We start from the raw sequence: 15,196 nt of genomic DNA, 5'->3' as shown, positions 1-15,196 counted from the left end.
CAGGGACATACGGAAAGTGGAGCGGGGCCGTGCAGGGCAGCCAGCCGTCTTGCGTCCTCGCGTCACGGGTCTGCTTGCGTTTCGTGCGTGCTTTGCGAAGAAGCGGGTGCATGTCCGAGCCGCCAGAGAAGCCCGTGACTCCCTTGTTCGATACGACCCGTGACGCGCTGGCGTGGCTGCGGGCGCAGGGGCTCGAGCACTTGTCGCGGCTGAGCCCGGCGGTGCTGATGCCGCTGGTGGAAGCGGCCTGGCTGCCCCAGGCGCGTCCCGTGCTCGCCCGCCGAAGGCTGGTGGAGTTGCTGAGCACGGACTCGCTGGCGCGGTGGATGACGGAGGCGATGCCCTCTCCCCGGATGAAGGAGCTGCTGCCCGCGCTCGCCTGGCGCTTCGTGGAGGCGGAGCGGCTGGGGGCGGAGGCGTCGCGGGCTTCGCTCGAGGAGCGGCTCGCTCCGCCCGCCGAGTCCCGCACGCATCGCGTCCATGGCCTGCTGCTGGCGCTGCGTGCGCGCGTTCCGGCGTCTGTCGCCCCCCGGCCCATGCACGCGCTGGTGCCGGACCTGATGCAGTATGACGCGCCGCTCCCAGGCTTCCGTCTCCGCGAGACGCGCATCTCCGAGCTGCCTGTGGGGGCGCATGCGGGCTTCATCCTTCCCGAGGCCCGGCTGATTTTCGCTCCCACCGAGGTGACGGGGGACTGCTCCTGTGGCGCGACGTTCTGCGTCCACCTGCTGGCGGCCATCGACACGGCGCTGCTGTGGTTGCGCCAGCCCTGGTCCGAGTCCTTTGGAGAGGAGCTGGAGGAACTGGTCCGTCCCGGTTGGGAGCGCGCGCTGCGGGCGCTGGAGCGGGCCGTTGACGACAGTCCCGGTGGGCCTGGAGGTGGCGAGGTCTCCTGGCGGCTGGACGTCATCAACGGGTACGGCGTGGAACTCGCGGCCTACGTGCACAAGCGCAACAAGAAGGGCCAGCGCAGCACGGGCGCGAAGGTGAGCCGGCGCAAGCTGCTGCAGGACCATGGCTCGCAATTGTCGGCGGCGGACGCGCGCCTGGCGGCGTTGCTGCCGGAGTCGGAGGCCCCCGCGTCGCGCGCGCTGCTCTTCGAACTGGTGGGGCATCCCCGCATCCACCTGGATGAGAACCCGGACCTGCTGGTGCGCATCGAGCGCGCGAAGGTCGGGCTCGTCGCCGAGGACCGGGACGGCGTGGTCATCGTGAGCGCGGGGGTGGATGGCGCGATGCTGCCCGCGGCGATGCTGGAGCGGGTGCGCAAGGCTCAGCCGGAGGAGGGGCTCTACATCTGGGATGAAAGCCAGCGGGTGCTCACGGTGCTGGACGCGGGCCCCGAGGTCCGCGCGCTGCTCACGGCGCTGAACCGCCATGGCAATTCGTTCCCGCCGGAGAGCCACGTCGCGCTGCTGGACCAGCTGTCGAAGCTGTCCCTGCGCGTGCCGGTGGCGTTGCCTCGGAGCGTCTTGGGGGAGTCGGTGCCGCTGCGCTACGCCCCCGTGGTGCGCATGGAGGCGCATGCGAGCGGGGCGGTCCGGGTGGAGCTGCGCACGCGCCCATTGCCGGACAGTCCCACGTTCATTCCGGGGGAGGGGGCGCGCGACGTCCACGTCCGGCGGGGGACGGGGGCCGTGCACGCGGTGCGTGACTTCGTTCAGGAGCGCGACGCGGCGGAGTTGCTTCAGGCCCGGCTGCCGCTCGACACGGCGGAGCCCGAGGAGCTGCCCTTCACCTTCCGCTTCACCAGCGCGCAGGGCGGCCTGGCGGTGCTCTCGGCCTGTGTGGAACTGGAGCCGAAGCCGGAGCTGGAGTGGGTGGGGGCGCCGGTGCGGCTGTTCCATGCCGCCGCGCCTCCGGCGCTGAAGGTCATCCTTGAGCGGAAGCGGGACTGGTTTGGCGTGCTGGGGGGGCTCTCCGTGGAAGGCGAGCGAGTGGAGCTGGCGCGGCTGCTCGATGCGGCGCGGCGGAAGGAGCGTTTCGTCCAGGTGGACTCGACGTCCTACGTGGAGATTGAAGGCGCGCTGCGGGAGCACCTGGAGCGGCTGGCGGACCATGCGCATGCCACGCGCCATGGCCTGGAGGTGGGGCCTTCCGCGGTGGAGACGCTCACGGCGCTCGAGGACGCGGGCGCCGAGGTGGAGGCGGACAAGACGTGGCAGTCCCTGGTGGAGCGCATCTTCGCGGCGAAGGAGCTGAAGCCGCGGGTTCCCTCGGGACTGAAGACGGCGCTGCGCGATTACCAACTGGAAGGCTTCCGCTGGCTGACGCGGCTGGCTTCATGGGGCGCGGGTGGGGTGCTCGCGGATGACATGGGCTTGGGCAAGACGGTGCAGGCGCTGACGGTGCTCCTGGACCGGAGCAAGCTGGGACCCGCGCTGGTGTTGGCGCCGACGTCGGTGGCCTTCAACTGGATGGACGAGGCGAAGCGCTTCGCGCCGTCGCTGCGGATGACGCTGTTCTCGGACGCGGCGGACCGGGGCCGGACGTTGGAGCAACTGGGGCCCAAGGACGTGCTGGTGTTGAGCTATGGCCTGCTCACGCGGGACATCGAGCGGCTGTCGAAGCTGCGCTTCTCCACCATCATCTTCGACGAAGCGCAGACGTTGAAGAACGCGACGACGCACCGCTTCCGGGCGGCGCGGGCGCTCCAAGGGGACTTCAAGTTCGCGCTGTCGGGCACGCCGCTGGAGAACCACCTGGGCGAGCTGTGGAGTCTCTTCGCCGTCGTCTTCTCGGGGTTGCTCGGGAGCTGGGAGGCGTTCCGTTCGCGCTTCGCCGCGCCGATTGAGCGGGGCGTGGACCCGACGGCCGCGCCCGCGCTGGCGCGGGTGCTCCAGCCCTTCCTGCTGCGCCGGACGAAGGCGCAGGTGGAGGCGCAGCTTCCGCCTCGGACGGACATCCGGGTGCCCATCGTCCTCTCGTCGGAGGAGTGGGCGCTCTACGAGGACGCGCGGCTGGCGGCGCTCTCTGATTTGGAGACGCGCAAGCCGAAGATGAAGGAGCAGGAGCGGCGCATCGAGATTCTGGCGGCGCTCACGCGGCTGCGGCTCCTGGCTTCACATCCACGGCTGTATGACGCGGGGTCGAAGCTGGAGTCGGCCAAGCTGGAGCGGTTCATGGAGTTGGTGCGGGAGCTCCGCGCGGAGGGGCATCGCGCGCTCGTGTTCAGCCAGTTCACCTCCCACCTGGCGTTGGTGCGCGAGGTGCTGGACGCGGAGGGGATTGATTACGAGTACCTGGATGGGCAGACGCCCGCGGGGGCTCGGGCGGAGCGGGTCCGCGCGTTCCAGGAGGGAGACGTGCCGCTGTTCCTGATTTCGCTCAAGGCCGGTGGCTTCGGGCTGAATCTCACGGCGGCGACCACGGTGATTCACCTGGACCCGTGGTGGAACCCCGCCGTGGAGGACCAGGCCTCCGACCGCGCGCACCGGATTGGGCAGGAACGGCCGGTGACGGTGTACCGCCTGGTGACGCGGGGGACCATCGAGGAGCAGATGCTGTCGCTGCACGAGCACAAGCGCGCGCTGGTGGCGGGGGTGCTGGAAGGAAAGGACGCGGCGGGACGGCTGTCGACCCAGGAGTTGCTGGGGCTGTTGTCCCAGCGGCTGGCTCCGCCGGGGGAAGAGGAGGGGCCTCGGACTCGGCACTGATTCCAATCCTGGATAGGGAATGACATGGACGGCTTGAACTGGACCGATGTTCGAGACCTCGCCCGCCGTGTGGCCCACGGGGAGCCATTCGCGTTCACGGAGTCGACACGCTCGATACTGCGTAGGACAGCTCCTCAAGTGGGGATCGCCCTCAGTGATGCGGAGCGAGCGCTACAGTCTGAGCCCACCGCTGAGGAGTTGTTGGCGGAAGTGTCGCGACGCATCAGCAATGGTTCGCGGCGTCTGTCTCGCACCTTGGCTGAAGTGGAGCGTTGCCGGGACACTGGTGACGTCGACGGCGCTCGCCAGTTACTGAACGATGTGCTCGTCGTGGAAGTGGTGCCGCACTACCAGGACATCCTGCGTGCGAATCTTGCTGCACTGGATGACGGGGGGGCTGCGCGCAGTTGAGCCTCTCCAACCAGAGCAAGGTGGAGCCCAACTCCGGGCTGGACCAAGCCATTGTGCTGCACCGGGTTGTTGAGTCACCAGATTGGTCGAAATCAGGCCGCTTGCTTCAGCCTCAGCTCCTGCCGGGCCTGACTCGGCGAAAGGAAGTCGTGGCGCTCAAGTAATCAGTGCTCGTTATTCCGATGGGCCCATTCCAGCAGGGCCAGCCGGAGTTCCGCCCCGAGTGGCGGTGGGGCACGCCGAGGCCGCTACCGTCGAGCGCCATCCCTCCTGCCGTCCGCTGCCCTGCAACCTTTTCAAGAAATCACCGACCGGTGAACGGTTACCCCAAGCCCTACCTTCAAAGGCAGACCCAAGCTGCTTGGCGTAATCGCTACCCGCGCGGCGCGGCGGCACGGGAAAGCCTGTCGCGGACAGCGATGCCCAGGCCGCTCTCAGCAGGGAGGCATGCCACGAGCACTTCGTGCCCCTGTGCATCCGCCTCACGCAGCCGGGCGTACAACACGCGCGCGGCACCCGCGGGCTCATCCGGCACATCGAAGCGTGGCACGTCGGGTGGCAACGCAAGGCTCGCAGGCCCCAGTACCCCCACGCGCAATCCCTGTCCACGCAGTTCCTGGACGCGCGCCACCGCCTGCCCGGGCTCGGTCAGCACCACGCCGGCACGCGGCGCGTAGTGTGACTCCAGCGAGCCTGACACGCGCACCTTGGACGAAGTCCTCACCGGCACCTTGCGCCCCAGCACCCGCTCCACATCCTCCGCAGCCAGTCCTCCCGGCCGCAGAATCGCGGGCTCATCCGAGCTCAAGTCCACGATGGTTGACTCCACGCCCACCGTGCACGGGCCTCCATCCAGGACGAGGTCCACGTCTCCGCCCAGATCCTCCCGCACGTGCTCCGCCGTGGTGGGGCTCACCTTCCCGAACCGGTTCGCGCTCGGTGCGGCCAGCCCTCCACCCAGCTTCTGGAGCACCGCGAGCGCCACCGGGTGATTCGGCACGCGCAGAGCCACCGTGTCCTGCCCACCCGTGACGGCATCCGTGGCCCGCGCCGTGCGCGGCAGCACCAGCGTCAACGGCCCGGGCCAGAAGGCTTCGGCCAGCTTCCGTGCGGCCTCTGGGACCTCACGTGCCCACGTGTTCAGGTGCTCGACGCCTGGGATGTGGACGATGAGCGGGTGGGTGGCGGGGCGGCCCTTGATGGCGAAGACGCGGCGCACGGCCAGCTCGTCCTCCGCGTTGGCGGACAGACCGTAGACGGTTTCCGTCGGCAGGGCGACGACACCACCGTGCCGCAGCAATTCCACCGCGCGTTCAAGGGACTCTGGAGCAATCATGCGCCGCCGCACTGTCGCCCCAGGAGGGAACATGGGCAAGTCGCACGTCTTCGATGCTCGCACTCGGATGCCCGTCACGGCCAAGGACCTTTTCGCCTGGCATGCCCGGGAAGGGGCGCTCGAACGCCTGACGCCCCCCTGGGAGCGGATGGAGGTCCTGGAGCGTACCGGCGATGGCATCCGCACCGGCGCCCGCGTCGTCGTCCGCATGCGCGTGGGCCCCATCCCCCAACGCCTGGTGGCCGAGCACACCGCCTACGTCGAAGACGCCATGTTCCAGGACACGCAGATGTCCGGCCCCTTCGCGAAGTGGGTCCACACCCATCGGATGTGGCCCGAGCCCGCCTCGGGCACGTCCATCCTGGATGACGAAGTGGAATACGTCCTCCCCGTAGGCCCCCTGGGCAGCCTCTTCGGCGGCAGCTTCGCCCGGCGCACCCTGGAGCGGATGTTCGCGTACCGGCACCGCGTCACGCTCGAGGACTTGAAGCGTCACGCCGCCTTCGCGGGGCAGGGGCCGCTCACCATCGCTGTCACCGGGGCCTCGGGGCTGGTGGGCTCGTCGCTGGTGCCCTTTCTCACCACGGGCGGCCACACGGTGAAGCGCATGGTGCGCGGCAAGGCGGACTCCTCGCGGAACGAGGTCGCCTGGGCGCCTGACAAGGGCGAGGTGGACACCGACGCGCTCGAAGGCGTGGACGCCGTGGTGCACCTCGCGGGCGTCAACGTGGCCGGCCAGCGTTGGACCCCCGCGTACAAGGACGCCATCCTCAAGAGCCGCACCCAGGGCACTCGCACCCTGGCCGAAGCCCTGGCGCGGATGAAGCGCAAGCCGAAGGTGCTCGTCTCCGCGGGCGGCAGCAGCATCTACGGGGACCGCGGCGACGAGGTCCTCACCGAGGAGAGCAGCGCGGACGGGAAGGGCTTTCTCTCCCAGGTATCACGCGAGTGGGAAGCCGCCGCCGCACCCGCCGAGGCCGCGGGCATCCGCGTGGTGCACCTGCGCATCGGCCCCGTCCTGGACGCGCGCGAGGGCGCCCTGGCGAAGATGCTGCCAGCGTTCCTCGCGGGAGGCGGCGGGCCCATCGGCTCCGGGCAACAATGGATGAGCTGGGTGTCGCTGGAGGACCTGCTCGGGCTCATCCACTTCTCTGTCTTCACCGACGCCGCGCGCGGCGCCATCAACGCCGTGGCGCCGGGGGCGGTGCGGCAGGCGGACTTCGCCCGGACGCTGGGCAAGGTGCTGCGGCGTCCGGCCGTCTTCCCGGTCCCCGCGCCCGTCGTGCGGACCCTCTTCGGACAGATGGGGCAAGAGGCGCTGCTGGATGGCGCGCGAATCGTGCCTCAGGCAGCCCAGCGGCTGGGGTTCGCCTTCCTCCTTCCCGACCTGGAAAGTGCGCTGCGCTTCACGTTGGGGCGCACGACGATGGGCCCTGAATACCGCCATTCTTAGCGAGTCCGGCGCTTGACAATCCCCTCCGCTGCGCCAGAAGAAACGACGCATTCGAAGGGGAGAGGACTCCTGATGATTCAGGTCGAAGGGCTGACCAAATACTACGGTGAGCACGCGGCGATCCGGGACCTGGCCTTCACCATCAGCCAGGGAGAAGTCATCGGCTTCCTGGGCCTCAATGGCGCTGGAAAATCGACGACGCTGAAGGTCCTGGGGTGCGTGCTGCTGCCGACCTCGGGGCGTGTCGTCATCGACGGCCATGACGTGGTGAGCAATGCCCACGAGGTCCGCCAGCGCATCGGCTACCTGCCGGACGTGCCTCCGCTCTACGAGGAGATGACGGTGGGGGAATACCTGGCCTACGTCGCGCAGCTTCGCGGCGTCACGTCCCGGGACACCGCCCACCGCGTGGGTGAGGCCGAGGAGAAGACGGGCCTGCGTGACGTCCACGGCGAGCTCATCTCCACGCTCAGTCACGGCTACCGCCAGCGCGTGGGCGTGGCGCAGGCGCTGGTGCACAAGCCCGCCCTGCTCATCCTCGACGAGCCCACCAGCGGGCTCGACCCCCGGCAGATTGTCGAGATGCGTGACGTCATCCGCGGGTTGAAGGGCGCGCACACGGTGCTCGTCTCCAGCCACATCCTCCCGGAAATCTCCCAGACGTGTGACCGGCTGCTCATCATCCACAAGGGGATGTTGGTGGCGCAGGGCACGGAGGAGGAGTTGGCGGCGAAGATGGGCGGCCGGGGCACCATCGAGCTGGAGGTGCGCGGCGACAAGGCGCGCGCGGTGGAGGTGCTCCAGCGCTTTGGCGCGGTGGAGGTGGACCGCGCGTCGGACGGCCTGGTGGCGCTGACGGTGCGGGCCTCGCCCGACCAGCGGCCCCAGGTGGCGCAGGCGGTGGTGGGCGCGGGTCTGGAGTTGTTGCGGCTGGACCAGGGCGCCGGTCAGCTCGAATCCATCTTCTTGCGGCTGACACACGGCCAGGAGGCGCGCGCGTGAAAGCGCTGCTCATCGCCCGCCGCGAGCTGTCCGCCTATCTGCGCACGCTCAGCGGCTACGTCATCATCGCGGTCATCCTCGCGTTGAACGGCTTGTTCTTCAACGCGTATGCCCTGGGCGGCGCCAGCAAGCGCTCCGCCGAGGTGCTGTCGCAGTTCTTCTATTACTCGAGCGGCTTCACCGTCGTCGCCTCGGTGTTCATCTCGATGCGCCTGCTGGCCGAGGAGCGTCAGACGGGCACGCTGTCGCTGCTGTACTCGTCACCGCTGCGCGACCGCGACATCGTCCTGGGCAAGTTCCTCGCGGGATTGGCCTTCCTCGCGTTGTACCTCCTGTGCACCGTCTACATGCCGCTGCTGGTGATGGTGAACGGCAAGGTGTCCTTCGGGCACGTGGCGGCGGGGTACTTCGGTCTGCTGTTGCTGGGCAGCGCGTCGCTGGCGGTGGGGACCTTCGGCTCCTCGCTGGCGCGCAACCAGTTGCTCGCGGCGATTACGTCCGCGGTGATGCTGGTGGCCCTCATCCTGTGCTGGCTCCTGGCGCGAATCACCGAGCAGCCACTGGCGGATGTCTTCAGCGCGATGTCGCTGTGGAATCAGCACTTCCCGCCGTTCCAGGCGGGGCTCATCCACGTGCGTGACGTCGTCTACTACCTCGTGGTCACCTACGTGGCGCTGTTCGCGGCCACGCGGGTGCTCGAGGCGCGGAGGTGGCGATGAGCGCGCGTCCTTCGAGCGGGGGGCTCCCCGTGACGCTGGCCTTCGTGTCGGGCCTGCTGGCGGTCTTCCTCGGTGAGCGGCTCTTCGGCATCGGCACGGGCCGCACCGTCCTGTCGGGCCTGGGCGTGGCGGTGGCGGTGGGTGCGCTGGGCTGGCGCTTCGCGCGCATGCGGTCGGCCAGCGCGGACCGGCGTGCCGTCGAGGCGTGGGTGTCGGGCCTGTACGGCGTGGGTCTCCTGGCCCTGGGGCTCTACTTCGTCCAATCGGACGTAGGCACCGGGCTCTTCGGCGGCCCCTTGTCCCAGAAGGCGCCTCGGCTGGCGGTGTCGCTGGCGGCGCTCTTCCCGGCGTTGCTCGCGTGCTGCTTGCTGCCGCTGGCGATGGTGGAGGTCGCCGCCGCGGCGATGACGCGCGCACCCGTGCTGGAGACGGGCCGTGTCCGCAGCGCGCTGTACTCCGGGCTGGGGCTGGCCTTCGTGCTCGTCTTCGCCTTCGCGTCCATGTTCGTCGCCACCCAGGCGGACGTGACGTGGGACCTGTCCTACTTCCGCACCGCGAAGCCCGGCGACGGCACGCGCAAGGTGATTCGCGGGCTCAATGAGCCGCTCCAGGTGACGCTCTTCTTCCCGCCCGCGAACGAGGTGGGCGAAGCGGTGGGGCAGTACTTTCGCGACCTGTCCGTGGAGAGTCCGGGCCTGCTCAACGTGGTGCGGCTGGACCAGGCGGTGGAGCCGGCTCGGGCGAAGTCGCTGGGCGTCCACAACAACGGCACCATCGTCCTGGCGCGCGGCGACCGGAAGGAGCCGCTCACGGTGGGCCTGGAAATCGAGCGGGCGCGCGGCCAGCTCCAGCGGTTGGACCAGGAGGTCCAGCGCCGCCTGCTGACGGTGGCCCGGCCTCGCCGGGTCGTCTACTTCACGTCCGGCCACGGTGAGCGCGCCGAGTCGCGAGCGGTGCCGGGCGAGACGACCCGCCCGTCCGTGGAGAAGCTGAAGGAATTGCTGCGCGCGCAGAACGTGGACGTGCGGCCGATCGGTGTCTCCGAGGGCCTGGGCACCGAGGTGCCGCGTGACGCCTCCGTGGTGGTGGTGGCGGGCCCGACGCAGGCGTTTCTCCCCGAGGAGCTGAATGCCCTGCGCGAGTACTCCGCGCGCGGTGGCCGGTTGTGGCTGGCGCTGGAGCCGGAGGGGCCGGACTTCCAGCCGCTGCTGGAGCCCCTGGGCCTGAAGTACCTCAAGACGCCGTTGGCCAATGACCAGGTGTACTTCCGCACGTCGCGGCAGCAGAGCGACCGCGGCAACCTGGGCACGGCGACGTTCTCCTCGCACCCGTCCGTCACGTCGCTGTCGTCGTTGGCGGGACAGGCGCCTGCTGTCTTCCTGAGCGCGGGCGCCCTGGAGCAGATTCACCCGTTGCCGGGTGGCATTGCGCAGGACGTATCGGTGCGCGCGCACGGCGCCACCTTCGCGGACGCCAATGGCAACTTCACGTTGGACGCGGGCGAGATGCGGCGGCCCTGGCCCCTGGTCATCGCGGTGGAGAAGCCCGCGCCGGCCGGCCAGGAGTCGATGCGCGCCGTGGTGATGGCGGACGCGGACGCGGTGAGTGACTTGCTGATAGGCAACATGGGCAACGCGTACCTGGCGGTGGACACGCTGCGGTGGCTCACCGGTGAGGAGTCCATCTCCGGCGCCGTGTCCTCGGAGGAAGACACGCCCATCCAGCACACGCGGGAGCAGGACGTCCTCTGGTTCTACGCGACGGTGTTCCTGGGGCCGGCCCTGGTGCTGGCGGTGGGCTTCGTGACGACGCGCCGGCGGGGACGCCGCGCGCCGCGCCCCGCGGTGGCGGGAGGTGAGCGATGAAGGTTCGGGACCTGGCCCTCCAAGGGGCCCTGGCGGCGGCCGCATTGATTGCGGCGTTCGTCGTCTGGCAGCGCGAGCCCTCCGCGGGCCCGGGTGAAGTCACGGTGGTGGATGTTCCGGCGCGCGCGCTGGACAGCATCCGCTACGAGGACGACTCCCGCTTCGTGGACGTGTTCCGCGATGCCAGTGAGCGTGACCGGCTCTGGGTGCGGCTGGGCTACAAGGCCTCCAGGGCCGCCTCCGGCGGTGCGAATGCCGGCGCCACCGACGCGGGCGTGGCTCCGCAGGCGGCGGACGCGGGAGTCGCCACCGCGGCGGTGGGCACGGACGCGGGCACTGGCGCCGCCACGGGACAGCCGCCCGTGGCCGCGCGCGAGGAACCGCCACCGCCGCGCGAGCTGCGCGCCAACGAGGTGGCGGACAAGCTGTTCTCCCGCTTCGCGCCCATGCGCGCGATGCGGGCGCTGGGTGAGCTGGACGCGAAGAAGCTGGAGGAGGTCGGCCTGGCCACGTCTCCGCGCAAGCTGACGCTGACCGTGGCCGGCAAGGCGCGTGTGTTCGCCTTGGCGTCGCCTCCGGGCGGCTGGGGGACGCCGTACCTGCGCAGCGAGGAGGACGGCCGCGTGTACCTGCTGGGGCCGGCGATGCTGCCGGACCTGGAGAACGCGAACAGCCGTCTGGTGGACCGCCGGTTGCACACCTTCGACCTGGGAGACTTCGACGCGGTGACCATCCGCGCGGGCGGCGCCACCCGTGCCTTCCGGGCCACGGGCAAGGCACCCGGCCCGGTGGTCCTGGCGCCGGAGGACGCACCGGAGCGGCCGGACGACTTCGCGCGCAACTGGCATGACCGCGTGTGGCGGATGATGCCGGTGGACCTGCTCGGCCGCGACGAGCCGCTTCCCGGGGGCGAGCCGCAGGAGTCCTTCCGCGTGGACTACCTGCGCGCGGGCCGGGCCGTTGGCCACGTCATGGTGGTGAAGGGCGAGGATGGCTTCTACGCCCGGACCGAGCACACCACGGGCTGGGCCCGGCTCCACGCCGGGATGGACGCGCTGGCGGAAGAGGCGGCGCGGGTGACGGCGCCCGTGTCCTCCGCTTCAGGGAAGTGATGTGTCCTCGTCACGCAGGCCCAGGTGCACGTCCACGAAGCTGTACGGCGCCCAGGGACCGGTGAAGCGGAACGAGTACGTGTCCGCGCGCGCTGCCAGGGAGCGGACCTTCTCCTCGAAGGACTCCTGCCGGGCCCGCTCGACGAGGAAGGCCGCGTTGAGCAGCATCCGCTCACCTACGGGGGGATGCTCGCGCATGGCGGCGGCGCGGGGGCGCAGGCCCTCCAGCAGCGCCCGCATGTCACGCCCGGCGCGGTCCTCCACGGCGGCCTCCAAGCGGCGCTCGTGCTCGGCCTCCGGCTCATCATCGCGCCGGTGAAGCTGGGCGTCTTCCAGCACCAACCGCTGGGCAAGGTGCTCGCGGTGCCAGAGCACCTTCAGGCCCAGCTCCACCTTGCCCTCCAGCGCGTCCAGCACGCCGGACAGTTCGCGATGAGCCGTGCGCAGCACCGCGCGTACCTGGGCCTCGGACGCCATGACGGTGCCGAAGGCCACGGGGAGCACGGTGTGCTCACGGAGCAGGGTTTCGGTGACGCGCTGGTGCCCGAGCAGGTGCGCTCGCGTCGGGTCCACCACGCGGCCTGGCGCCACGGACACCAGGGCCGTGAGGCCCGCCTCGCTCACCGCGTACACCTGCGCGGGAACGGTGCCCAATCCGATACGCCCGACGTCCAGGGGCGCGGTGGCACGGACGATTCCGTAGAGATACCGGGGCCCGTCGGGCGTCACCGTCTCCGCCGTGGGGGGCGAAGGCCGGGCGGCCTGGGCCGGGCGGGTGTCGCCGTGAGCCGCCCCCTTCCGGGGCCGTGTCGTCCGGGACATGGTGCGCTTCACCTCGCCGATGCGCCTCCGTGGGTGGCGAGCACGCGGCGGACTTCATCCACCAGCGCGTCGGGCAGGCAGGGCTTGGTGACGAAGGAGTCGCAGCCCGCGCCCTTGGCTTCGTCGGACTGCCCCGTCATCGCATGGCCCGTGAGCGCCACCACGGGGATGGCGCGCGTGCGGTCGTCGCCCTTCAGCCGCCGTGTCGCCTCCCAGCCGTCCATGATGGGCAGCGACAGGTCCATGAGGATGATGTCGGGCCGCAGCTCGAAGGCCTTGTCCAGCGCCTCCTGGCCGTTCTTGGCCTCGGCGACGCGGAAGCCCGAGAACTCCAGGTACTCGGCGTACATCTCCCGGGCATCTTGATAGTCGTCAACGACCAGCACGAGGGGCTTCGGGGTCTCAGATGGGTTCATCATGCGCGCCTCGCGCGTCGGGGAAAGTGCAGGGTGAATGTCGAACCCTCGCCCTGGGTGCTCTGGAGGGTGACGCGCCCCCCCAGCATGGCAGCCAGGCGACGGCAGATGGAGAGCCCCAGACCCGTGCCTCCATAGGCTCGGGTCGGAGAGCTGTCCACCTGCTGGAAGTCCTCGAAGATTTTTTCCTGGTTGGCTGGGTCGATGCCAATGCCCGTGTCCGTCACGGAGATGGTGAGCGTGGACGTAGCAGCCACGTACTCCGCCTGCACCTGCACTGAGCCTTCGTGCGTGAACTTCAACGCATTCGACAGGAGGTTGAGGACGATTTGTTTCACCTTCTGCCGGTCACTGTACACCGCCGGCACGCGCGGGCCGAGGTGGGCGCTCACCGTCAGCTTGCTGCGCGCGATGATGGGGTCCATCTCCGCCATCACCTCCTGGAGCAGCTCCGGGATGCCGAAGTCCGACAGGTTCAAGGGCATGCGGCCCGCTTCGATGCGGGTGATGTCCAGAATCTCGTTGATGACCTCCAACAGGTGTCTGCCGTTGGAGTCGATGCGCGTGAGGTTCCGCTTCTGCGCCGGGTTCAGTTCGCCGGACACGCCCTGCAGCAGCATGTTCGTGTAGCCGAGGATGGCGTTGAGCGGCGTGCGGAACTCGTGGGACATGTTGGCCAGGAACTGGGACTTGGCCGCGCTGGCCTGCTCCACCTGGATGGCCTGGCGGCGCAGCATCTCGTTCTGTTCGGCCAGCTCCGCGGTGGCGGCCTGCACGCGCGCCTCCAGGTGGACGGAACCTTCCTTCACCCGCTCCAACAGCCGCGCCTTCTCCAGCGCCTCGCTGCGGTCGTGGAAGAGGGTGACGATGCCCGTCAGCTCACCGGAGTCGCCCAGGACCTTGCTGGCCACGGCCTCCATGGGGAGCGTGGCGCCCGTGGCCGGGTCCACCAGTCCGAGCTGTCCGCGCCAGCGGGGCCGGCCTTCCGCGTCCAGCAGGTTGGCGAGGAACGACGAGAAGCTCGCGTTGTTGGAGCGCAGCCGCCGCAGCGCCGCCTCCCCACTGTCGGGGTGCGTGGCGAAGAGCTTCTCCGCCGGCCCGTTCATCATCACCATGCCGCCCGCCGGGTCGGACAGGATGAGGGGGTCCGGTACGGAGTCCAGCACGCGGTCCAGCCGGTGCCGCTCGCTGCGGGCCTCCCGCTCCGTGTCGCGCAGGCGCCGGTAGCTCTCCCCCAGCGCCTGGGTGGCGCGGCCCAGGTCCGTCACGTTGCGCAGCACGCTCACCAGCGACTCGCGGCCATCCGGCTCGAGCACGGGTGTGCTGACGACCTCGAAGAGCAGGTCGATTCCCTCCACCGGGTCCACCAGCGGGAGTTCCCGGCGGCGCACGGTGGACGTATCACCGCTGGCGAAGCTGGCCAGCGCGGAGGAGAACACCCGCCGGTTGAGCGCCGTCGCCCGGCGGCGGCCTTCGCTCGCATCCGGCCCGGCCACCAGCAGCACCTCCGCGCGGGTGTTGGCGATGTGGGGCCGTCCCTCCAGGTCCGTCAGCAGCACGGGGTCCGCCACGGTGTCGATGATGCGACGGAGCAGCTCTCCGCCCGCCACCTCGCGGCCCTCCGTGGGCCGCATGGCGGCCAGCCGGGGGCCGACGTGCGCGCTCACCCAGGCTGCGTCCGGCGTCAGCGTGGGGCCCTCCGCGGACAGCAGCAACAGGCCCGCGGCGGGCGCTCCAGGACGGCCCAGGGGCACCGCGATGCACCCCTCGGCTGGAAGTGGGGCGCTGGGGGCGGCGAAGAAGCGAGGCGCCCCCTGCGTCAGCGTCTCCGCCAGGGGATGGGAGGTCTCACCCGGCTGGAACGCCAGGGCGTCACGCTGGGCCTCGGAGAGGTTCCGGGCCGCGAGGCAGACCCACCTTTCCGTGCCGCTGTCGCGCGCGAGGCAGGCGGCGACGTCCGACGGCCGCTCGCGGGTGAGCCACGCCACCACGTGCTGCGCGCACAGACGTGGCTCGTCACAGGCGAGCAGGTGCTCAGCCAGGGCGAGCCGAGCTTCGACGTCTGGCTCGGGGGTTGGGGTGGGCAGTGCGGCGGGGGGGACCACTGCGTCAGGCTCCACGGGAGTGAGGGGTGGGCGTTCGCACCTCCACGAACTTCACCACGATGGTGCGTGTGGATGCGGGTGGCCAGTCCTGGAGCGCGTGCCCGTGGACGTTCGCGTCCCAGCGCAGACCCCGGTCCAGCACCCGGTCCAAGACGTCGACGAGGCTGGCGCTTCCAGCCAATCTTTCCACGGGCATCGTCGAAGCTCCTCGGCTCCTGGGGCCGGGTTTTTCTAACGCGCGTCGGCGAGCCACCCCAGAGCAGGCTTGCCCGCACCGTGGTTTGCGAACACGAGAGGGC

General features: G+C 70.2%; 12 protein-coding genes. 7 read left to right on the top strand and 5 right to left on the bottom strand.

The annotated features are described in order from the left end of the window. The first annotated feature begins 110 nt into the window (after positions 1 to 110). Both BLU09_RS00660 and BLU09_RS00655 read left to right on the top strand, forming a co-directional pair. The gene (locus BLU09_RS00660) at positions 111 to 3,656 is read left to right on the top strand and encodes a DEAD/DEAH box helicase (protein WP_244171326.1); all 3,546 of its coding nucleotides are present in this window, start codon (positions 111 to 113) and stop codon (positions 3,654 to 3,656) included. A 24-nt stretch (positions 3,657 to 3,680) separates the two neighbouring features. After that, complete coding sequence (locus BLU09_RS00655) at positions 3,681 to 4,067, top strand: DUSAM domain-containing protein (RefSeq protein ID WP_090484316.1); 387 nt, start codon at positions 3,681 to 3,683, stop codon at positions 4,065 to 4,067. A gap of 373 nt (positions 4,068 to 4,440) precedes the next feature. Here BLU09_RS00655 and BLU09_RS00650 read toward each other — a convergent pair whose 3' ends face one another. Then, the gene (locus tag BLU09_RS00650) at positions 4,441 to 5,403 is read right to left on the bottom strand and encodes an L-threonylcarbamoyladenylate synthase (protein ID WP_090486914.1); all 963 of its coding nucleotides are present in this window, start codon (positions 5,401 to 5,403) and stop codon (positions 4,441 to 4,443) included. A 31-nt stretch (positions 5,404 to 5,434) separates the two neighbouring features. Between BLU09_RS00650 and BLU09_RS00645 the strand changes: the two genes are divergently transcribed. The 5 genes from BLU09_RS00645 (at position 5,435) to BLU09_RS00625 (ending at position 11,554) form a co-directional block, all read left to right on the top strand. Next, positions 5,435 to 6,856, top strand: coding sequence for a TIGR01777 family oxidoreductase (locus tag BLU09_RS00645; RefSeq protein WP_090484313.1), 1,422 nt, complete (start codon positions 5,435 to 5,437; stop codon positions 6,854 to 6,856). Positions 6,857 to 6,928: 72 nt separating this feature from the next. Then, a complete protein-coding gene (locus BLU09_RS00640) occupies positions 6,929 to 7,858 on the top strand; it encodes an ABC transporter ATP-binding protein (RefSeq protein ID WP_090484311.1) in 930 nt (309 codons plus the stop codon). After that, positions 7,855 to 8,577, top strand: coding sequence for an ABC transporter permease (locus BLU09_RS00635; RefSeq protein ID WP_090484309.1), 723 nt, complete (start codon positions 7,855 to 7,857; stop codon positions 8,575 to 8,577). Before BLU09_RS00640 ends, BLU09_RS00635 begins: the two co-directional genes overlap by 4 nt. After that, on the top strand, positions 8,574 to 10,442 hold the full coding sequence (locus tag BLU09_RS00630; protein ID WP_090484307.1) for a motility-associated ABC transporter substrate-binding family protein: 1,869 nt from the start codon (positions 8,574 to 8,576) through the stop codon (positions 10,440 to 10,442). Before BLU09_RS00635 ends, BLU09_RS00630 begins: the two co-directional genes overlap by 4 nt. After that, a complete protein-coding gene (locus BLU09_RS00625) occupies positions 10,439 to 11,554 on the top strand; it encodes a hypothetical protein (protein WP_090484305.1) in 1,116 nt (371 codons plus the stop codon). Before BLU09_RS00630 ends, BLU09_RS00625 begins: the two co-directional genes overlap by 4 nt. Here BLU09_RS00625 and BLU09_RS00620 read toward each other — a convergent pair. The 4 genes from BLU09_RS00620 to BLU09_RS00605 are packed head-to-tail and all read right to left on the bottom strand — an operon-like array spanning position 11,543 to position 15,093. Next, on the bottom strand, positions 11,543 to 12,376 hold the full coding sequence (locus BLU09_RS00620; RefSeq protein ID WP_244171325.1) for a GvpL/GvpF family gas vesicle protein: 834 nt from the start codon (positions 12,374 to 12,376) through the stop codon (positions 11,543 to 11,545). The two genes, BLU09_RS00625 and BLU09_RS00620, sit on opposite strands and share 12 nt — an antisense overlap. A gap of 8 nt (positions 12,377 to 12,384) precedes the next feature. Continuing rightward, positions 12,385 to 12,795 carry a response regulator gene (locus BLU09_RS00615; protein ID WP_011551663.1) on the bottom strand — a complete coding sequence of 137 codons (411 nt, stop codon included), beginning with the start codon at positions 12,793 to 12,795 and terminating at the stop codon, positions 12,385 to 12,387. Continuing rightward, the gene (locus tag BLU09_RS00610; protein ID WP_373284000.1) at positions 12,792 to 14,897 is read right to left on the bottom strand and encodes a PAS domain-containing sensor histidine kinase; all 2,106 of its coding nucleotides are present in this window, start codon (positions 14,895 to 14,897) and stop codon (positions 12,792 to 12,794) included. Before BLU09_RS00610 ends, BLU09_RS00615 begins: the two co-directional genes overlap by 4 nt. Positions 14,898 to 14,901: 4 nt before the next feature. Continuing rightward, positions 14,902 to 15,093 carry a hypothetical protein gene (locus BLU09_RS00605; protein ID WP_090484299.1) on the bottom strand — a complete coding sequence of 64 codons (192 nt, stop codon included), beginning with the start codon at positions 15,091 to 15,093 and terminating at the stop codon, positions 14,902 to 14,904. Between the last annotated feature and the right edge of the window lie 103 nt (positions 15,094 to 15,196).

It is taken from the genome of Myxococcus virescens, assembly GCF_900101905.1.
GTDB lineage: Bacteria > Myxococcota > Myxococcia > Myxococcales > Myxococcaceae > Myxococcus > Myxococcus virescens.
This window is presented reverse-complemented; position numbering and strand designations above follow the sequence as displayed.